This is a genomic window from Pelagibius sp. Alg239-R121 (genome assembly GCF_947331435.1).
Taxonomy (GTDB): domain Bacteria; phylum Pseudomonadota; class Alphaproteobacteria; order Kiloniellales; family Kiloniellaceae; genus Denitrobaculum.
On record NZ_CAMZOF010000017.1, the window covers coordinates 1 to 19,353 of the forward strand.

The 19,353-nt window shown below is 54.6% G+C and carries 16 protein-coding genes and 1 pseudogene; 9 read left to right on the forward strand and 8 right to left on the reverse strand.

Annotated elements, in window-relative coordinates; all coding sequences use genetic code 11:
• Window positions 1-74 precede the first annotated feature (74 nt).
• Window positions 75-332, forward strand: a complete 258-nt coding sequence (locus QMZ18_RS34895; RefSeq protein ID WP_282611077.1) for a prepilin peptidase — start codon at window positions 75-77, stop codon at window positions 330-332.
• Between the two features lie 499 nt (window positions 333-831).
• On the opposite strand, the gene QMZ18_RS34900 is transcribed toward QMZ18_RS34895, so the two are convergent.
• A complete protein-coding gene (locus tag QMZ18_RS34900; RefSeq protein WP_282611078.1) occupies window positions 832-1,152 on the reverse strand; it encodes a DUF736 domain-containing protein in 321 nt (106 codons plus the stop codon).
• 319 nt (window positions 1,153-1,471) lie between these two features.
• Here QMZ18_RS34900 and QMZ18_RS34905 point away from each other — a divergent pair, with 319 nt between their 5' ends.
• The 3 genes from QMZ18_RS34905 to QMZ18_RS34915 are packed head-to-tail and all read left to right on the forward strand — an operon-like array spanning window position 1,472 to window position 2,808.
• The gene (locus QMZ18_RS34905; RefSeq protein WP_282611079.1) at window positions 1,472-2,071 is read left to right on the forward strand and encodes a S26 family signal peptidase; all 600 of its coding nucleotides are present in this window, start codon (window positions 1,472-1,474) and stop codon (window positions 2,069-2,071) included.
• The gene (locus QMZ18_RS34910; RefSeq protein ID WP_282611080.1) at window positions 2,059-2,508 is read left to right on the forward strand and encodes a hypothetical protein; all 450 of its coding nucleotides are present in this window, start codon (window positions 2,059-2,061) and stop codon (window positions 2,506-2,508) included. Before QMZ18_RS34905 ends, QMZ18_RS34910 begins: the two co-directional genes overlap by 13 nt.
• 3 nt (window positions 2,509-2,511) lie before the next feature.
• Entirely contained in the window at window positions 2,512-2,808 is a 297-nt protein-coding gene (locus QMZ18_RS34915; RefSeq protein WP_282611081.1) for a hypothetical protein, read from the forward strand.
• Window positions 2,809-2,906: 98 nt separating this feature from the next.
• Here the strand turns inward: QMZ18_RS34915 and QMZ18_RS34920 are convergent, their stop codons facing one another.
• From QMZ18_RS34920 to QMZ18_RS34935, 4 genes are all read right to left on the reverse strand, one after another.
• Window positions 2,907-4,118, reverse strand: coding sequence for a Fic family protein (locus tag QMZ18_RS34920; RefSeq protein WP_282611082.1), 1,212 nt, complete (start codon window positions 4,116-4,118; stop codon window positions 2,907-2,909).
• Window positions 4,119-4,420: 302 nt separating this feature from the next.
• Window positions 4,421-6,379: a type IV secretory system conjugative DNA transfer family protein gene (locus tag QMZ18_RS34925; protein ID WP_282611083.1), complete on the reverse strand. Its 1,959-nt coding sequence runs from the start codon at window positions 6,377-6,379 to the stop codon at window positions 4,421-4,423.
• Entirely contained in the window at window positions 6,369-6,593 is a 225-nt protein-coding gene (locus QMZ18_RS34930; protein WP_282611084.1) for a conjugal transfer protein TraD, read from the reverse strand. The genes QMZ18_RS34925 and QMZ18_RS34930 overlap by 11 nt, the downstream gene beginning before the upstream one ends.
• 7 nt (window positions 6,594-6,600) lie before the next feature.
• Complete coding sequence (locus QMZ18_RS34935) at window positions 6,601-6,849, reverse strand: TraC family protein (RefSeq protein WP_282611085.1); 249 nt, start codon at window positions 6,847-6,849, stop codon at window positions 6,601-6,603.
• A gap of 191 nt (window positions 6,850-7,040) precedes the next feature.
• Between QMZ18_RS34935 and traA the strand changes: the two genes are divergently transcribed.
• The 5 genes from traA to QMZ18_RS34960 all read left to right on the forward strand — a co-directional run bounded on the left by traA (window position 7,041) and on the right by QMZ18_RS34960 (window position 15,332).
• Window positions 7,041-10,172, forward strand: coding sequence for a Ti-type conjugative transfer relaxase TraA (gene traA, locus QMZ18_RS34940; RefSeq protein ID WP_282611086.1), 3,132 nt, complete (start codon window positions 7,041-7,043; stop codon window positions 10,170-10,172).
• Between the two features lie 7 nt (window positions 10,173-10,179).
• On the forward strand, window positions 10,180-11,157 hold the full coding sequence (gene trbB, locus QMZ18_RS34945; protein WP_282611087.1) for a P-type conjugative transfer ATPase TrbB: 978 nt from the start codon (window positions 10,180-10,182) through the stop codon (window positions 11,155-11,157).
• Between the two features lie 268 nt (window positions 11,158-11,425).
• Complete coding sequence (locus QMZ18_RS34950) at window positions 11,426-12,652, forward strand: ATP-binding protein (protein WP_282611088.1); 1,227 nt, start codon at window positions 11,426-11,428, stop codon at window positions 12,650-12,652.
• 100 nt (window positions 12,653-12,752) lie between these two features.
• Window positions 12,753-14,093 carry a DNA/RNA non-specific endonuclease gene (locus tag QMZ18_RS34955; protein ID WP_282611089.1) on the forward strand — a complete coding sequence of 447 codons (1,341 nt, stop codon included), beginning with the start codon at window positions 12,753-12,755 and terminating at the stop codon, window positions 14,091-14,093.
• Window positions 14,094-14,249: 156 nt separating this feature from the next.
• A complete protein-coding gene (locus QMZ18_RS34960) occupies window positions 14,250-15,332 on the forward strand; it encodes an IS481 family transposase (RefSeq protein ID WP_282611090.1) in 1,083 nt (360 codons plus the stop codon).
• Window positions 15,333-15,364: 32 nt separating this feature from the next.
• Here the strand turns inward: QMZ18_RS34960 and QMZ18_RS34965 are convergent.
• The 3 genes and pseudogenes from QMZ18_RS34965 to QMZ18_RS34975 form a co-directional block, all read right to left on the reverse strand.
• A pseudogene (locus QMZ18_RS34965) lies at window positions 15,365-15,910 on the reverse strand (IS6 family transposase); the annotation flags it as partial.
• An 88-nt stretch (window positions 15,911-15,998) separates the two neighbouring features.
• A complete protein-coding gene (locus QMZ18_RS34970) occupies window positions 15,999-17,978 on the reverse strand; it encodes a methyl-accepting chemotaxis protein (protein ID WP_282611091.1) in 1,980 nt (659 codons plus the stop codon).
• 349 nt (window positions 17,979-18,327) lie between these two features.
• Entirely contained in the window at window positions 18,328-19,170 is an 843-nt protein-coding gene (locus QMZ18_RS34975) for an outer membrane protein (RefSeq protein ID WP_282611092.1), read from the reverse strand.
• Window positions 19,171-19,353: the final 183 nt, after the last annotated feature.

Genomic DNA, 19,353 nt, shown 5'->3' on the forward strand with positions numbered 1-19,353 from the left:
GTGCGATGATAGATGTGCCCAAATCACCGTCGCAAGGAAAGCTGGCCTCCGACCCCGGTAGGTAGTCATTCTGTGTGACACTCCAGAATATCTTTCTCCTTATCTTTGCGCCCTTTATCGGCAGTTTCCTGGGCCTGTTGATCATGCGCTTGCCGTCGGGCCGGGGCGTGATCTTCGGGCGGTCACAATGTGACTGCTGTGGCACCACACTGTATGCGCGGCATCTGTTTCCGCTGTTGAGCTGGCTGCTGCTGCGGAGGCGCTGCCGGCATTGCGGCGTGGCGATCGACTGGCTGGCGCTCGTGCCACGGCGTCACAGCTTCGCTTGGTGATGCTCGACGAGATGTTTGAGCTGTTTTCCCGCTTCATGGAGGAACGTATGACGATTCTGCTGATCGAGCAGAATCGTCGAGCGTGCGCTGTCGATGTCCGATCGTGCTTATATCATGGATCACGGCACCATCGTCCATGAGACATCAGCCGCCGCTCTCCTGGAAGACAAGGTCATCCAGGATCGCTATTGTTCCGTTTAGCCGGTTGCCGCCCTCGCCTGGATGGCCTGTGCTTCTTATGTGATGGATCTTCTCTTCGGCGTCATACGTTTTATAATCCAGGCGTTCTTCACATCACCGATAGACCAGAAGGATCACAGTGCTCTTCGGTGTAAGATGGTAACTGTTATCCATGACGTTTCATGATCCGAGCGCGCGCATGCTCTGCTTCGTTGGAATGCGCGATTTTGCAGATCGTGCGTCTCCAAAAGTAGAACAGAAGCTTGATTTAGCTCAGAACCAAAGGCCCGCCCCAAAGTGGGGCGGGCGTTCTGGCTGGTCAGTCGGCAGGGTTCCAAATGATCGCAAACGTATCTTCGTCATCCTGGCCATGTGCCATTCCGAGATTGGCATAAAGCTTTCGAGGTCCGAACTCGGGGGCTGCGAATTGCAGGGCTACATAATCATTTCCGCTGGTTCGGGATTCCCGGACCCAAGCTGCGCCGACTTCGGCACCTTCCACGAAGACCAGGTAATCCGGCTGACTGTCGTTTGCCTTCGCGCTGTTATCCCTGATTTCGATGCTGGCTTTGATGGATATGGTGTTGAGTTTTCCCTGAAAGCCTTTGTTGGTGCGGGTGACGTATCCGATGGCAGGCATGATCTTGGCTCCTTTGGTGTGATGAAGGGCTTGTTCCCTTCGCTGGCGACTCAGAGAGGAGCGGGACGCAGACCGGCGCACCTGCAAGGCCGAAACAACGTGAAGGAAGCGAGTTTCGACAATTTATTGTTTCGCGATGCAAATCCCGGAGGGTGGCGGAAAAAATTGTCGAGGGCGCTTTGCACCGGGACCGACCCGGGACTAGGTTCGTCAGCAAAGAAGAAGGGAATAAGGCCGGGCACAAATCGGTGCCTTTCACAGCCTGCTTCATCGGTTCCAATTCAGCCTCGAAAATTGGTGACTCATGAAAGTCGATCTGATGCTAAGTAAAGACACCAAGATCTCTTCGGGACGCGTTCAGGAAAGGTTGCTTCGAGGATCCCACGGCGACTGGGGTGGGTCTGTCTCTCATCGCAGCTGGAAGATCAGCGCGGTTCTGTTACTGGCCGGGGTCACTTCAGCCGCATTCGTGGGATCAACCCGCGTGGATGCGCCGCTGCTGTTATGGAACGATTCGCCATCCATGGATGCGGGAATCTATCTCAAAGCCAAATACCCGCCAGCCGCCGGGGCGATTGTCTCGGTGGAAATCCCAGAGGCTGCGCAGCTGTACGCCGCACAGCGGTCAATTGAGATCACTTGGGGAAGTTTCCTTAAACCGATTGCCGCCGTTGGCGGCGATCGTGTCTGCGTCTCGCTCGATGAGGGTCTTGTGATCAACGGCAAGAAACGCGCTGAGGTTCGCCACAGAGATTCCAGCGGGAATGTCATCGCCGTTTGGCAGCAATGCCGAAAGCTGCTCAACAACGAATACTTCCTCTACGCATCCCGCATTCCGGAAAGCTATGACAGCCGCTACTACGGACCGGTGCGGCGGAAAACCATCAAGGGAGTCTATGAACCGCTATGGACTTGGTAAGCCTGATCGCCGCCTGCACGATAGGCGGGTTCGACCCAGAGATTACACGCGCCGTGGTGACGCTTTCGAGCCATGGCGAGCCTTGGAGTTACCGGATCGAAGGTGACCGCAACGCGAAGGTCTACCAATCGCCGGAAGCGGCGATCGTCGGCGCGAGGCAAGCTCAGAAGCTAGGGAAGGTGGTTCGTGTCGGACTAGGCGGTATCGAGGTCGATCTAGAAGCGGCGACGGCTCTTCCAAACGAGGCCATGTTCTCGCCATGCGTCAATTTGTCGATAACTACAAGGCGCCTGAGCGAAGCCGCGACGCGTTGCGCGGAATCAGCCCGACCGGAACCGGACTACTGCGCCGTGGGTATCTACTTTGGATCGTGGGAGAAGTCCGCCGATGATATGATCGAGGCGGCTATGATCCAGGTGGCAGTTCAAGCAGATTAGCCCGTGCCGCAGATCGAAGATTTTGGAGCACCGGCGGCCACGGCCGCGCCGATCGACGGCGAGGTCGAGTTAAGTGAAGAGGAGATCAGACGCCAGGAGTTTTTGGAAGGGGGAGGGGGTTTGTTCCCTAAGGTTACGGTGCAGAACGAAATGCTCAAGGAAGACCCAAACCGCGCAATGATTTTTGGGCCAGGCCGGGGATTTGGTGAGCCAGTCACAACGCCGAAAACCAAGACGCCAGATAGCGGCGAACCCGCGACCGTTCTGATTAAGCTTGACACAAACCTGACGGGTGAGTAACCGGGCAAGGGTGGAGTAAGCCGGCTCGCGGAGTGACTCCATTGTATGCTGCCGAGATTGGCGTTGGTCTCATCAAATCTCGATCTGATCTTTGATGATCAAAGCTTCTCGGGGAACAGTCCAGGCATCCAGCGGGACGCAAGAGCTGCGGGAAAGGCGAGATGCAGCGGTGCCCGTGTGGTTTCCGATTTCAGCACTTCCCGTTCCAACAACGCCGATGTGATCCGCCGTGCCTGTCGATCGCCGGTTCCTAAGATGGTTGCGACTTCACCGCGCGGGAGTTCACCGCGATAAAGAATGGCTTCAAGAATCGACCCTGCGTGAGGCGGCAGGCGATCTCCCCGAACTTCCTCTGCACACCATAGTAGGATCCGATCGCGCAGGCGATCGGGCTGAACGAGACTTTCCATAAAGTCCACCTGGTCGATGCAGGTTTTCAGAAAGAAACTGGTAAAGTCTGCGAGAGCCTCTTCGCTCAGATTGCCGCGGCCATCGAGATCGTTCCGCTTCGGCAAGTCGCAGGCGGCAAGATGGGTCTTGTACGCGGCTTCGTTGCGAGCAAGACCGCGCGCCACCGACCAAATGCCACCGGTATCGAGCGTCTGACGCAGGACGGCATAGGACATCAGCCGTGCGACACGACCGTTGCCATCCAGGAACGGGTGGATCCACAGAAATCTGTGATGGCCTGTTGCTGCGACCAACACCGCGTCCGTTTTGCCGAGGTTCTTATAGATCGTTTCGAATCGATCGAGGAATCTGGGAACGGCGCCGGGACTGATGGCAAGGTGCCGACCGACTTGGACAGACTGCGTGCGAAGCGTGCCTGGTTCGACCCTCAACCGCTCTTTGGTTTCTGGTTCCGAAACCCACAGCAACTCGTCGGGAAGCTTCTCGCAAAAACGGCGATGGACATCGCACAAGCCTTTGGCCGATAGGGCCCGGTCATCAAGCCCGCCTGTATCGATCCAGGCCTGGACGGCGATGTGTGCCTTGGCTTCGAGCTGAAGATTACGGCGCTCCGGATCGCCGCTGTAGTCGCCTTTCAGGGCGCGCTCGATATCGACGGGATGGGTATCGTGACCTTCGATCAAGTTGCTGTAGTAGCAGTTCATGGAGCGGACCAGATCGGCAAGAGCGGTCACGATGCCACTCGGCAGGCTGCGACGCAGCCCGGCGGTCTTTGCCGCTAGATCGACAACCAAATCGGTCAAGGCAGCGCGCTGCCTGGTGGTTTCACCGATGAGAAGCGGCTCCATAAGAGCGGTGCTTTCGCCGAGATCTTCGATCGATTCACTGGCCTCTGACATGTCCACACTCTTGTCCGTTTTTATGTCCGCTTTAAATTTTAGTATTTAATACTATTTTCAATAAGTTAGAGTAAAAAATGGTTTAAAAAACATCCCGACGATGTCCGGTTTAATGTCCTATTTAGCGAATCTAAGGCACATTTTCAATGCTGACCCGCATATCACGAATCTATTGCTCTCTCACGAAGGTCAAGTCCACGAAGAAATCTGACCTTTATAAGGTTGGAAAACCTATACCTTTTGTTGAAGGTTCGGCTTCTGAAATAACACCCGAAACTTGCTTTCCAGACGGACGATGATCGTTAGGCGAAAGCGCTGTTGCCCACCTTGTCGCGCATGTCGTCGCGCCGGAAGTAGATCGCCCGGCCGCAACGAATTGGGCGACCGCCTGGGACAATCAAGATCTGATCGTCGGCCCGCATGTCGTGCAGGATTTCATCGACAGACATCAGGTTTCTTTTGGTCTCCGAGACGTTCTCTCCTTGGTTCCGCGAGTCTCTGGAGAGCAGTTGACCGGGTTGTCGTTGTGAACCCTCAGAGCGACTTTCACTGGACTGGATGACGCCGTAGGTGCCGCAGATCTTAGCGAGCTCTTCGGCTGTGTCGGGGTCCTTGATGGCGGCGTATGAGCGCCAGGCAGCCGAGTCATACCACGCTCTTTTACCTTCCTTGCCGAACTGACGTTCGAGCTGGCCGAGCGACTGATAGAGCATCACCAGGGTAATGCCGTACTTCCGACCGGCGTCCCGCGCGGTCTCAAGGGCCGCCATGTACTTGAGCCGGAAAACCTCATCGAGCAAAAACACGAAGCGATGTGGCACCTGTCCGTGCGCTTCGTAGACGGCGTTCAAAAGCGCACCGACCAGGACACGGGCAAGGGCAGGGGTCGCGTCCAGAGTCTTCAGTGGAATGTTGATGAAGAGATCCAGGTTTCCATCGATCAGTTGCTGTGTCGTAAAGGCGGATCCGGAGACCAGCTCGGCATAGTTACGAGTGGAAAGCCACTTGGTCAGGTCCGCCGCGTTGGCGTAGATGCCGGAGAAAGTTTCGTCCGCCTTCATGTCCATAAGGGATCCCGCCAGATCCCGAGCTTGATAGCTCGCGGAGATCTCGTGGATTTGCTGCAGGCGTTCTTTGACGACAGACTCGCTCTCTGTCAGGCGCTCGCGGAAGGTCTTTAGGGTTCGCTTGTCTTCTGGGAGGCTCGGATCGAAAACCAGGTCAGACAGAAGGCAGGTGATCAGAGCACGACCCTGCGACATGAAGAAATGATTTTCACTGCCGCTGTTGCCCATGTGGTCATCGCCGGCGATCCACTGAACCACGGATGCGACATTGTCGTCCGCCTCTGCTGTTTCTGGATCGATCCAGGAAAGAACATTGAAGCCACTCTCCTCCGGGTTGCCTGGTGAGACCTGGATCACGTTGCGACCCATCTTTTGACGTTGTGCCATGGTCATGGGCGCCAGCTCATTCGAGGGATCCAGAGTGATGATCGAGTGTGGCCAACGAACCAAGGTGGGCACTGCAATCGAGGTCGACTTAAAGCCGCCCGCGCCCGCAAAGACCAGTCCATGGGTGGAAGAGGTATCGCACTGATATTCGAGCAGCGGCGAACTACCACCCTTGCCCCAGGAGCGCTTTTCCTTGGGGCGAAAGGGAAACTTGGCGACTTTATCCTGATCTACCCGATAGGCTTCACCAACCACAATGCCCGGCTTGTTGGGAAGACGCTTTCTGGCGTCCGCTATGGACATCCAGTTGGCGAAACCGAAGTTTCCACTTTTGGCCCGTTCGATTTCACCGTGGCGCCAGAAGGGCAGGCGCTTGCGCCCCAAACCCGCCGGCGAGAAGGCGGCAACCGTGATGAGAACCGTCCCGAAAACAAAGGAGACAACAACAACGGCGTCTGCTGATTGAAGAACGACGAAGGGTTCATACTGACCGAAGTAGGGCCAGAGCCGAACGGCTTCCCGGATCAGCATGATCAGCAAGGCGACGAACGTTAGAAGGATCGGTGCGACGGCCGGCAGCCGCGCAAACCATCTGTTGCGGTAGAGGATGAGAACGACGCCGAGAACGAATAGGGCCGCAATGAAATCCGAGGCAATGGCCGTTCTTTGCAACCAATAACGTTCGACCGCCGAAACCCCTCGCGTGCTGTAGAGGTCAAACCAGATGTCGCCGAGAAAGAACCGAAGGGCGACCCAGGCGATCAAGGGCAGTCCCCACATCAAACCGGTCATCATCCTATCCGTCATTCTGATCTTCCCTGAAGGCAGCATCGCCGCGCCGTCGATAGCGGCGCTGGATAGCAACGGCGTTCGGTCCGGACAGAGCGTCCGCAGCTTCGATCAAAGCGCCAAACAAGACGGCGGTGTCTTCCTCGCCAAGCCCTGCTTTGACGATCAGACCGCCAAGCTGGATCTTGTTGCGGGTGTCCGCCTTGCGCTCACTCAGCTTGGTGCGTTGCATCGCAAGCTCAAGCCGTCGCAGCCTGGCTTGAAGCTTTGCCAGCTTCTTTCCTGGGCGATCGAAATCGCGCTGCGATTCCTTTGAAGGCCTCTCGCAACTGGTCGTCACTGATGTCCAGCCCGACAAGCCCGGCTTCCTTGGCGAGCTTTCCGATGTTCTCGACCTCGGCCTGCTCGAGCTGCGCCATCTGTTTCTCGAGTGCTGCCATCTTGTCTGCGAGTTCGCTGCGCTTTTGAGAAAGGGGCTTGCGTGCCATGAGTGCTTCTCCTTATTCAACGATGGGTTAAATGTTGAGTCACCTTAAGAATCGCAGCAAGTTCATAATGTTAGAGTCTAAGAACTGGCACAGCTGGAGCAGGAACAAGCCGATAAAGTCACCTACCGACAATTGGAGGTAGTGCGCAATATACATTGCCTGCGGCAATGTTGCGGGAGTGACCAACCAGTATGGCGATCGCCTTTGCCCGTGTTTCCGTTCACAGCCGATCGGCCGGCCATTCGGCCGTGGCCGGCGCCGCCTACCGGGCGGCGGAAAACCTCCATGACGAGCGCCTTGGCGTTACCAATCGCTACACGCATCGATCGGATGAGGTTGGCCATTCCGAGATCCTTTTGCCTGCCGATGCTGACGAAGCGCTGAAGGACCGGGCCACCTTCTGGAATGCCGTTGAGGCGCGCGAAGATCGCAGCAATCGGCGCGCGTCAGCTCAGGTGGCGAAGGATCACGTTATCGCCTTGCCGCGCGAGGTCAGCCGCGAAGATCACGTGAAGATGGCCCGCGAGTTCGCAAACGAAATGTTCGTCTCGAAAGGTGTGCCCTTGGACCTGGCGGTTCATTACCATTCGGACGGCAACCCGCATGCTCATCTCTACTCACCGACCCGCACGCTCGAAGGAAGCGAATTCGGCAAGAAGGCGCGGGAGCTTAATGGAAACTTCGCGAAAGGCTTCAAGGTTCGCGATGACGAACGACTGGCCGATCACTGGAAGGAATTCCAGAACCGCTATTTCGAGCGGGAAGGGATCGACCTTGCCGTGACGCCGCGTGCCGAGGGGCTTGAAGCCACCCCGCACATGGGCGCGGCCGGGAAGATCGAGAAAAATGGCGAGGTCACGAACCTCGGCCAGCACCGACGCGACGTGGAAGCGCGCAACCGCGCGCGGCTTATCAAGAAGCCTGAGCTGTTGCTGGAGATGGTGACCGAGCGCAGAAGCGTCTTTCAGGCCAAGGATCTGGAGAAGATCGCCGCGAGCTATCTGGGGGAGGGGGGTGACGTTCAGCAACTTGCTAAGCAGGCCCTTGCCCACAAGTCCGTGGTTCGATTGGAGGATCATGCCGGCGAGAAGGGCAGGGGCAAGTTCACCACGAAGGACATGGTGAAGCTGGAAGCCACGATGGTGCAGCGCAGTCTGAGAATGAGCACGCCTGCAGGGCATGCCGCCGGGATAAAAGACGTCCGGGCAGCACTTGCTGACAAGCCATTCCTGTCGGAAGAGCAGCGGCACGCCGTGTCCCATGTCACCGGCAAGGGCCGCATTTCCGTCGTATCCGGACTGGCCGGTGCCGGCAAATCGACCATGCTCGATACGGCCCGCGATGCCTGGGAGCGCAGCGGTTATGAGGTGAAAGGCGCGGCGCTTGCTGGAATCGCCGCACAGGGTTTGACCGAGAGTGCTGGGATCCAGGCCCGCACACTGCATTCATGGGAGATGAGCTGGAAGAACGAGCGGGACTTGCTCAGCAAGGGTGATGTCTTTGTGATCGATGAAGCCGGAATGGTCGGATCCAAACAGCTCGCCAGGGTTCTGGAGACGGTCGACAAGGCCGGTGCGAAAGCAGTGTTGGTCGGGGACAGCGAGCAGCTGCAGCCGATCGAGGCCGGGGCGCCGTTCCGGGCGATTGCCGAGCATACGGGTTATGTCGAAATGACCGGCGTGCGTCGGCAGGAGCAGACATGGCAACGGCGGGCAACCAGGTTGCTCGCGACCGGGCGCACGAATGTCGCTCTGGAGGCTTACAGCCGGCGCGGTCACATGCAAATGTTTGGCCAGCGAGAAGAGGCGATTGAGCAAATCGCCAAGGACTATCTTGCGGACAAAGCATCTGCGTCGAAGGTCGTCTTGGCGCATAGCAACGAGGCAGTAAATGATCTTAACCGGACTATCCGTCAGGGACGCGTTCAGCTCAAAGAGCTGGGCGAGGAACGGAGCTACCAGTCAGAACGGGGTAAGCGCGCCTTTGCAATTGGTGACCGGATACTGTTCCGCCAGAACGACAAACAGCTTGGGGTTAAGAACGGCAGCCTTGGCAGGGTTACGGAGATTGGGGAGGGCTCACTATCAGCCCAATTGGACAGCGGCGAGAGACTGCGGATCGATCCTGCGGAGTATAGGAACTTCGATCACGGCTATGCCATGACCATTCACAAGAGCCAGGGCGCGACCGTTGACAGATCTTTTGTCCTGGGGACCGGCGGCATGGATCGGCATCTTACATACGTGGCTATGTCGCGGCATCGCCACAGGGCGGATCTCTATGTTGCCAAGCACACCTTCCATAAGGGTGCCGTCATGAGCCGACTGTCCAGAGCGGCTTTGAGTGAGACTACCTTGGATTATCTGGACCGGCGTGGTTTCGAGACTATGGCCGCCCGCCTGCGTGAAGCGGCGGCCTGGGTATCCGCTCAGAAGGAGCGCCTCGCGAGCCTCTGGGAACGGGCAGAGAAAGCCGTCGCGCCGATGAAGGAGTCAGGAATGATCAAAGAGTCTGGTGCTACTGCAACGATGGAACGTCCCGCCACGAGTGCCCGTGCATTCGACCTGCCGCCGTACCAATCGAAGGACGGTCGCGACAGCATGGGACGCGGGACGGATCCGGCGAGCGTGAAGAAAGCGATCGACGAATCACCAGCACTGAAATCGTCCCGAGTGAGCCTCGAAAGGTTCGCGAAGAACACTTATAGGGATCCAGTTTCTGCGGTCTCCAAGATTGATGGGTGGATAGAGCAGCACGGTTACGCAAAGACGGCGTCGACCGTGGCGAAGTTTCCCGAGCGTGTCGGAGATCTTCGATGCGACAGGGGTATGTTGGTCGGATCTAAAGCCCGCGAAGAGCGCCAGATTGCTATGAATGGCGCCCGCGGTATGGCCGACACAGTGAGGAACATGGAGCGCAGCGCGGCGCAAGTAGCTGCAGACCATGTGAAGATTGTAGAACGTCAACACAAGATAGATGCAACGTCAGTGCCGTCCTTGTCGGAGGGTGTACGCAATCACCTTCGGGAAATCCGTTCGGCCCAGGTGGAAGGGCCGGAGGCTATTGCAAAGGCCTACGAGAGTTTGAAGCAGGACGCCCGGTCAATGACCGAGATTAAGGCCTATCAGGATGCGGCGCGTATCCGTCTTGGATCACGGAATTATCAGAGTGCCGTTCGCGGAACGCAGGTTCGAGTTCCAGGTACTGATACACGGCAGCTCGCCGTTGTGAGCCGGACTTTGCAAACGGTGCAGCAAGCGCAAGAGACAGCGCGCCAGGTTCAGCAACTCGCACAGGGCAACAAACCGAAGCTTACAAGGTAGAAAGATCATGCGAAACCAACTCTCACAGGACCGGGTTAATCTGGCCTTTCGCGACAGCCTCGGGCCAGTCATCCAGGCAGCTCTCAGCGACACGAACGTTGTTGAAGTCATGGTCAATCCGGACGGACGGATCTGGATCGACCAAATCAGAGGCGGGCGGACTGACACCGGGCAGCTGCTCGATTTTCCGACGACCGAGACCATCATCAGATTGGTTGCCGATCACATTGGCGAAACGGTTACGCAGGATGCGCCGTTGATCGCTGGCACGATTCCAGAGACCGGCGAACGGTTTCAGGGGCTTTTGCCACCCCTCACAGCCAATCCGAGTTTTACGATACGGAAGCGGCCAGCGGTGATTTTTACGCTGGAGGATTACCAAGCGGCCGGAATCATGTCGGCTGAACAGGCGAAGATACTTCGGCGTGCGCTCGAGCAGCGCAAAAACATTCTGATAGCGGGCGGCACGGGGACCGGCAAGACAACATTCGTCAACGCGCTGTTGGCCGAGCCGGTCTTTGCCAAGGACCGGATCGTCATCATTGAAGACACAGCCGAGCTCCAGTGTATTGCAGAGGACCAGGTGAAGCTTTTGACCAAGCGCAGCGAGCCCGCTGTGACGATGCGGGATCTCGTGAAGACGACTCTACGGCTGCGCCCAGACCGCATCATCATTGGCGAGATTCGCGACGGTAGCGCGCTCGATATGCTGAAGGCTTGGAATACCGGCCACCCCGGCGGGGTAGGGACCGTGCATGCGAATTCGGCGGAAGATGCGCTTTATCGGATAGAGGATTTAATTGGAGAGGTTTCTCAAACCATTCCGAAGCGCGCAATCGCCCAAGGGATCGATTTGATCGTCTATATGGAAAGAGATCAAATTCGATCAGCAGGCCGCGTTATCCGATCGATCGTATCTGTCGAAGGGATTCGAGACGGGAACTATGAGATGGTAGCTTTGGGGTCGCTCATTGCCAAGCTTTGACGAAGAAGTCTCTCATCATCTGACGATGGCTTGGATCTCTACCATACAATGAGAAAAACGCTTGTTTCGAGTTAGAAAGTCGCGATCCGTGGATGCCGTTCTCACGCGGAATGCAAAAGGTAAGGAGGCCTCTTTACTTGCAAAACGCGGCTTTGAGGCGCGGTGCACGCTTTCAATTGGCCGAGCTTGATGTTTCAATTGGTCGGCAATTGATTTTCAATTGGTCGACGTGGTACTTTCAATCAGCAGAAACCCCGTAGGCCTCGAAATGTATCCCAGATTTGCAAAATCACGCATCGAAGAAGCGCTGTCCGACACGCGTGTTGTCCTCATTTCGGGGCCTCGACAGTCCGGTAAAACGACGCTTGCAAAAGACATCGCCTCAGACAGGACTGCATTTCTTACCTTGGATGATGCAAGCGTTCTTCGATCAGCCATCGACGACCCTGTTGGCTTCGTGCGGGGATTGGACCGCGCAGTGATTGACGAAATCCAGCGCGCGCCGGACTTACTGCTGTCAATTAAAAAGACAGTTGATGATGACAAGACGCCAGGAAAGTTCCTACTGACTGGATCTGCCAATCTAATGACACTTCCCAAGGTGGCTGATTCACTCGCCGGCCGCATGGAGGTTATCCGCCTATTACCGCTTTCACAGGCCGAGCTCTTCGGTAAAAACGCGAGCTTTATCGACAAAGCCTTCGCGGCACAGACACCAACCTCGGATCACATGATCATCGGGGATGAATTGATCGAGACAGTGCTCGCGGGTGGCTACCCTGAAGCGCTTGAGCGAAAGAGATGGGCACGAAAACAGGACTGGTACAATGATTACATTGACGCGATCGTTCAGAAGGACGTTCGGGATATAGCCCAAATCGAACAACTTACGATTATGCCTAAACTGCTGTCGGTATTGGCTGAGCATTCAGGTCAACTGGTAAACTACTCTGGCATCGGAGCAGCTCTTGGTTTGAACCATGTGACCACCCAAAAATACCTACGGATATTTGAGCATCTTTATTTGGTTCATAGCCTACAACCGTGGTTCACAAACCGTCTCAAAAGGCTCACGAAATCGGCCAAGTTGCATTTTCTTGATGCCGGGCTCCTCGCCGCTCTGCGAGATGTGTCCCCGGATGTGGTGCGAAAAGACAAGACGGTTTTCGGTTCGATATTAGAGACTTTTGTGTTCAGTGAGCTTCGAAAGATCGCTTCTTGGAGTGATCAACGTTGTTCTTTTTCTCATTTCCGGGATAAGGATAAAAATGAAGTCGATATTGTTTTGGAGAATCGGCGCGGCGAGGTTGTTGGGATCGAAGTGAAATCCTCAGCGACTGTGTCCAAGGATGATTTTTCCGGGATGCGAAAACTGGCGCAAGCCTGCGGTGACAAATTCGTTCAAGGCTTGGTCCTTTACGATCACGACCAAACCGTCCCATTCGCAGACAATATGTTCGCAGCCCCGCTCTCCAGTTTATGGAGTTCGGCATGAGACATTCAGAACGACCAGAGATCTGCTCAAGCAAACTCTAGAAATACTGTCGTGTTTTCATCCGATTTAGAAAGACGACTTATTGATTCAGGGGGCACGAATGACCTACGGATATCAACCGGGTTTTATCGGAGAATCTTTGCACATCCCGATGCCAGAAATTGCTGACCAAATGCTTTTGGAGCAGGTCCTTTCGCGGACAAGTCTGCGAAGTAGCCTCTACTCAGATCACCTCAACTACACTTTGTTGATGAACCGCGACACCAAGCAGTTGATCTGTTCTGCCCACAACATCGATCAAATCAGCAACATCAACCAGTTCAAGGATCTGACGAAGGAGCAGAAGAAAAAGTACGACGGATCGAAGGGTTGGACATTCGACGCAGATGTTGGCAGGCAGTTCCAGCTTGGTGATGAATACTACAAGAACAAGGTCCATAGTTTCGGCATTACGGTCGAGAATCCTTACGACAAGGGCCACATGGTAATGCGTAACAACGCGATGTGGGGAAGCTCGCTGGAAGAGATGGACGAAGCAGGCAAGGCCACATACGTCTACGCTAACGCAGCGCTGCAACACAAAAACCTGAATCGCAGCGAATGGCAGGCCATCGAGATGGACATCGTTGGCGACTTGGGTTTGGACAGCAATGGCAAGCTTTGCGTGTTTTCCGGACCCATCTGGGGGCCGCTGGATCGCATTGTGCACAACGTCAATACCGGAGATATAGGACGGGTTCCCTCTGGCTTTTTCAAGGTGATCTGTTTTCACATGAAAGAGCCTCCCGACGATAATCCACTAGGCGTCTTGACCTTCGCGGTCTTTCAGGATCGCAATGTCATTGCGCAGCAGAAGGGGGGACGGATCGTCAAAACCGATCAAAGGTACCAGATCACGATCATGGAGCTTGAGAAATTGACCGGTTTGAAGTTCGATGACAAGATTCGGGACCGCAATCCGTTGATCTATCAAAAGAAAACGGCGGACCGAGAGAATATCACTGTCCGCCAACTGCCCGAGAATATTCCGATTGCCAGCAAAGAAGACCTGATCTTGCAGCTGACCGGGCCACGCAATGGCGTGTTGCCTCTGACGGATCGACCTGTTGCCATCAACGCAGCCATGATCCGGCCAAAACAGGGCAGTAATATAGGTGAATGGGTGACACTCTTTAACCGAACAGAAGATGATTTTCCGGTGGACGGGTGGAGCCTTCGAGACATGAAGGGACGGGCGATAACCCTGTCTGGCAGTATTGCAGCGGCGGGGGCAATGCGGATAGCGAACAAGGCACTCGCCCCGATCCGTTTGTCTGACGACGGCGGGAATCTCATCTTGCGCGACGCAGATGGCCAACAGATTGATCATGTGAGCTGGACAGAGCACGCCATCAAAAAGGTCGCTCGCGGCACCGCGTACCAATTCGAAGTGGGGCAATGACGAAATTGCATACTAATCGTTTGAGTTAGCGCCGCAGCGAATGTCTGCAAAACGGGTTGCAACCGCAGCATCTGGAACTCTGGGCTCTAAGCTGTAGAGCACGAGACTTGATCTGACATTTCTGCTCTTCTGGAGCGCAACAAGGAGTGTCGATCAATGACAAGCATTCAAGAGAAGATCATCAAGCCGAAGCTGGGGCTTCTGGAACTTGCCAGGCAGCTCGGTTCCGTTTCGCAAGCCTGTAATGTGATGGGCTATTCGCGAGACAGCTTTTACCGTTTCAAGGAACTCTATGAGCAAGGCGGTGAAGAGGCCCTGATGGACCTCAGCCGCAAGAAGCCGATCCTGAAGAACCGCGTGCCAGAGCATGTCGAGCGCGCGGTGATCGAACTGGCGATTGAGAACCCGGCCTTGGGTCAGAAACGCGCCAGTTGGGAGCTTCAGCAGAAGGGCATCATGGTGTCGTCGTCGGGCATCCGCTCGATCTGGCTGCGCAATGATCTTGAGACCATGAAAAAGCGCCTGAAGGCCCTGGAGGCCCGCGCCGCCCAGGAGGGCATCCTGCTGACCGAAGATCAGATGGCCGCGCTGGAAAAGGCCAAGCAGAAGAAAGAGGCGCATGGCGAGATCGAAAGCCACCATCCCGGTTATCTGGGCAGCCAGGACACCTATTACGTTGGCACGATGAAGGGCGTGGGACGCATCTATCAGCAGACCTTTGTCGATACCTATGCCCGCGTCGCGATCTGCAAACTCTATACCGAGAAGACGGCCATCACAGCAGCGGACCTTCTGAATGACCGGATCATCCCGTTCTTTGCCGAGCACGGGGTCAGCCTGCTGCGTGTCCTGACGGATCGCGGAACCGAGTATTGCGGCAAGGTCGAGAACCACGCCTACCAGCTCTATCTTGCGCTCGAGGACGTGGATCACTCCAAGACCAAGGCGAACAGTCCGCAGACCAACGGCATCTGCGAACGCTTCCATCGGACGATCAAGGATGAATTCTACGACATCGCGTTCCGCAAAAAGTTGTATCGCACGGTGGATGAATTGCAGACTGATCTCGATGTATGGTTGGCCAAGTACAACGAGCAACGCCCTCACTCGGGAAGATACTGCTACGGCAAAACGCCTATGCAGACCTTCCGCGAAACGCTACACATCGCTGCAGAGAAGACGATCAAAACGCACAACAAATCGGACAGTGCCCAAGCCATTCTCAGCGCCGAAACCTGAGATGTCCGTCAGATCAAGTCTGAAGTTTTACACTTAAAGCCCTGCATCCTTCGTTCTCGTTGCCGAACCGACAGATGCGAGTTCTCAGCCCGATTGTTACTCCGTCCGCCGGTGAGATGTTTCTCCGTCACACCAAGATCGCGCAATGCAGCACCGTAGGAGGGCAGCTTGTCAGTCACAAAGGTGTCCGGAGCAAAGCCCTGCTTCTTCAGCAATTTGCGCATCAGCTTGAGCGCTGTTTTCTTGTTGCGCCGGGATTGAACAAGATTGTCCAGAACCTCGCCCTCACTGTCCACTGCGCGCCACAGATACATCCGTTTCCCGTTGATCGAGACGAATGCTTCATCCAGGTGTTACTGTGAAGCGGCTCGTGGACGCGCTCGCCTTAGCTTTCGAGCATAAGCCCGCCCGAACTTCAGCGACCAGCGTCGAACTGTTTCGTAACTCACATCGATGCCACGCTCCGCGAGCAGATCTTCAACGTCTCGAAAGCTCAACGGGAATCGAAATTAGAGCCACACGGCTTGTTGAATGATCTCCGCTGGAAACCGGTGACGGCAATAGTTGACTGTCTTCATCGGAGCAGGCTATCAGCAGCGACAGCCAATGCCATCCATTGCCGTGACAACACCGCGATGATTTCTCACTAGCGCCATTGGATGCGCTTCAGGCGGTTTTAACCGAGGTCAGGAAGCTTCCTATCTCCTGGCCCAGCCTGTTTGCTTGTTCGGACAGGTCCGATGCCAGGTCCTTCACTTGATTTGCCGCCTGACTGGTTTCACCGGTGGCGTTGCTGACCTCAGCAATGTTGGTGGTAACCTGAGAAGTTCCGGCGGAGGCTTCCTGCACGTTCTTCGAAATCTCCTGTGTCACTGCGCTTTGTTCCTCTACTGCAGATGAGATCGCCGTTGCAATCTCTGCCATCTGTTCGATGGTTCCATTCACACGCTCGATGGCCGTCACGGCATCGACGGTAGAATTTTGCATCGCAGTAATCTGTTGGCTGATCTCTTCTGTTGCCTTCGCAGTTTGATTAGCGAGAGATTTAACCTCGCCAGCCACAACGGCGAAGCCTTTTCCGGCATCGCCCGCACGAGCAGCTTCAATCGTAGCATTGAGCGCTAACAGGTTAGTCTGCTCAGCGATATCCTGGATCAGGTTGACTACCGCGCCAATTTTTTGTGCTGCGTCGGCAAGAGCGTTCATGGTTTCGCATGTCCGATCTGCTTCGTCTTTTGCCTGATTGGAAACGTTCGCTGACTGTGCCATTTGGCGGCTGATTTCCAGGATCGCACTGTTTAGTTCCCCAGATGAAGCGGCTACCGTCCCGACGTTTGCCGAAGCCGACTCTGCCGCCTGTGCAGCCATGCTCGACCGCTCGCTGGTTTGGGTTGCCGTGTCGGTCATGCTCTTGGCTGTGCTGTCTAGCTGTATGGATGCTGACGTCACAGTTCCGAGCGCCTGGCTAACGGTCTTGTCGAATGCAGTAATCAAGCTCTCGACGGCTTGCGCCCGCTGCGCCTGAGTTTCGCGCTGTTTGCTTTGTTCGGCTTCCAGGCGATCCCGCTCCAAGGCGTTTTCCTTAAACACAAGGACGGCCCGGGCAATATCGCCAATTTCATCCTTGTTGTTTGTTGATGGGATTTCTTGCACCGTATCACCCTCCGAGAGAGCCACTATGGCTTGGGTCATCCTTTGGATCGGCTTGCTGACGCTTCGGCCGATCGTAACGCCGAGAATCACGGCAATTCCGAGAACGGCCAAACAGACGGTTACGAAGATAGTTTCTGTCAAGTCCCGCGCTTCGTCGAGCGAGGCCTCGGCCACGACGAGGCCTTCCTCTGCGACAGCAAATGTGCGTTCAAAGTCATCTTTCATGCGTGCGAAGGTATCGCTCAGCTTTGGCTCTGTCTCCTTTAAGAGCATTCGGGTCTCCGCCCATGCGTGAAAATCCTTGTCATAGGTGTCCATCAAACCGGAGAGCTCCTGTTTGAGGGCATGAGGTAAGTTCTCATTCGCCAACAATTCATCAAATTCCTGCCGCCGCTCCTCGATGCGGAGAATGTATTTTTTTTCGCCACGCAGCATGAAGTCCTTTTCGTGTCTACGCATCATGAGCATTTTTACTGTCAGAGCATCGGCGCCGACTTCTTTTAGCTTACTTTCGACCGCATGAATGGCTTCTCGAAGAGCTCCTTGAAGGCCGCTGTTCTCGTTCACACCTAGCTGCTTGTTTAGTTTGACGACCTTTTTAAACAATTCGGCGTGCTCAGCAATTCCAGCTTTCAGGTGGGTCACTTCCTCCTGGATCTGCGCAGTAACTTCCATGGTTGCAAGTTCCTCGAGTGACCTTGTCACTCTGTTCTCCGCCTCTTCGTACTCTGCGATTGTGTTGAGATCTCGGCGTATTATGAAGTCCTTTTTCCGGCGGCGCATCTGAAGAGTGCCGTTCTCAATGTTTTTAGAAACCTGCGCGAGACGTGCGTGCTGCTGAAGCGAATCGAAAGCCTGTTTCATGTTCATATCGCCGAACAAATAGGTGCCACTTAACACTATCGTTGAAGCGATGCTTAGCGCAGATAACACGCTAATTCGAAATGAAATTCGAAACTGTTCTAGAGCGGCAGTGATGTTAAGTCGAAACATGAGCTAACCCTTTAGCTAAGAGCTTCACAACAGATGAAAACTCAATTTGCACAACACGAATAATATTTATATTATTCATTAATATCAATATGTTAGACGATAAAAATGAAAATAGTCTAAAATGAAAATCGAAAATTTTGCATGACTCCAAAAACTTCACTTCTGGTGGTTAAAGCAAAGTGCTCTAATCGAGATTATCGATTACAAGTTCAATCTGCTGATAGGCCTGACGCGCACCATCTGCACTGCTCCATGCACTCACTGTTTCATTGCGAAAACTGCGAATTGTTCTTCGCGAAATGAGGTGGCGTTTGATTTTGAAGGTGTTGTAGGACGCCGCACGAGTTACCTAAAATCGCCAGTTGATACCAACGCGAATCATGGCACTTCTCAAATCCAAGTCGACCCCTCGACTGAATTCACTGGGCCCTGCTATGCAATTGGGGCCACAGCCGGAAGAAATATCTGCTTCCCCTAAATCGACATAGAGAGCGTCCAGCTTTACCGACCAGTTTTTCGAGAGTGCATACTCAAGGCCGGCTCCGGCAGTCCACCCAATTTCGACAATGTCTTTACTTGCCGGATATTGATAGGGGTAAAAGCTGGCAGTTGGGCCTGTATTGACAAAGTCTGAGCTGATCTCAATGCCGCCAAAGGCCGTGCCACCGGTTCCATAAACCATCAGGCGATCTGAAACGATATGCCCGAGTCTGAGGCGCGCGGTACCGAGCCATTTCCATTCAGCCGTTGTTGTGAACAGGGGGCGGGTGAACGCGGGTATGCCGTAAAACAGGTCGAACTGTGAGTCATTTGATTCCGCCACTTCGATCGAGGAGTGCTGTAGATCAAATTCGAAGCCGATGATACTTCGGTCAATCAGGTAATTATAACCAACTTGTCCGCCGCCGCTAAAGCCATCACCTTCAGAACTTGAACCAGGTACATTTATGCAAAAAGGCCCATCTTCAACATCCAAAGCATCAGTGCATGTGGGAGATAAATTGCTGTAAGCGATACCCCATCCGGCATTTGCTCCGATATAGATACCCTGCCAGTTCGAATAAGAGCCATCTTCTTGGCGGGCTGTAGCAGCTTTGATGTCAACCATCAGCGCCGGAACAATCATTAGCAAAATAGAAAGAAGGCAGAGACACCTATTGATGCCCAAGCTCGTCTTGTTAATGTATCTCATGGAATGGTCTCGATTGCTAATCCGTGAAATCGAAAATATAAGATTCGGAGAAACGCGTTTCCGAAATGTTATGGCCAATATACCGGATGTTTATTAACATAATTGAAATATAAATCGCAATAAACAAATTTTTTTACTGCAGTTAAATATTTTTAATAAATGAAATAGTGTGTAATGAAGAGA

What these genes read in the sequence shown, in the direction of transcription:
- QMZ18_RS34900 (WP_282611078.1), bottom strand. Translation starts at nt 1,152, where the DNA reads ATGCCTGCCATCGGATACGTCACCCGCACCAACAAAGGCTTTCAGGGA.
- QMZ18_RS34905 (WP_282611079.1), top strand. Translation starts at nt 1,472, where the DNA reads ATGCTAAGTAAAGACACCAAGATCTCTTCGGGACGCGTTCAGGAAAGG.
- QMZ18_RS34910 (WP_282611080.1), top strand. Translation starts at nt 2,059, where the DNA reads ATGGACTTGGTAAGCCTGATCGCCGCCTGCACGATAGGCGGGTTCGAC.
- QMZ18_RS34920 (WP_282611082.1), bottom strand. Translation starts at nt 4,118, where the DNA reads ATGTCAGAGGCCAGTGAATCGATCGAAGATCTCGGCGAAAGCACCGCT.
- QMZ18_RS34925 (WP_282611083.1), bottom strand. Translation starts at nt 6,379, where the DNA reads ATGACGGATAGGATGATGACCGGTTTGATGTGGGGACTGCCCTTGATC.
- QMZ18_RS34930 (WP_282611084.1), bottom strand. Translation starts at nt 6,593, where the DNA reads ATGCAACGCACCAAGCTGAGTGAGCGCAAGGCGGACACCCGCAACAAG.
- QMZ18_RS34935 (WP_282611085.1), bottom strand. Translation starts at nt 6,849, where the DNA reads ATGGCACGCAAGCCCCTTTCTCAAAAGCGCAGCGAACTCGCAGACAAG.
- traA (WP_282611086.1), top strand. Translation starts at nt 7,041, where the DNA reads ATGGCGATCGCCTTTGCCCGTGTTTCCGTTCACAGCCGATCGGCCGGC.
- trbB (WP_282611087.1), top strand. Translation starts at nt 10,180, where the DNA reads ATGCGAAACCAACTCTCACAGGACCGGGTTAATCTGGCCTTTCGCGAC.
- QMZ18_RS34950 (WP_282611088.1), top strand. Translation starts at nt 11,426, where the DNA reads ATGTATCCCAGATTTGCAAAATCACGCATCGAAGAAGCGCTGTCCGAC.
- QMZ18_RS34955 (WP_282611089.1), top strand. Translation starts at nt 12,753, where the DNA reads ATGACCTACGGATATCAACCGGGTTTTATCGGAGAATCTTTGCACATC.
- QMZ18_RS34960 (WP_282611090.1), top strand. Translation starts at nt 14,250, where the DNA reads ATGACAAGCATTCAAGAGAAGATCATCAAGCCGAAGCTGGGGCTTCTG.
- QMZ18_RS34970 (WP_282611091.1), bottom strand. Translation starts at nt 17,978, where the DNA reads ATGTTTCGACTTAACATCACTGCCGCTCTAGAACAGTTTCGAATTTCA.
- QMZ18_RS34975 (WP_282611092.1), bottom strand. Translation starts at nt 19,170, where the DNA reads ATGAGATACATTAACAAGACGAGCTTGGGCATCAATAGGTGTCTCTGC.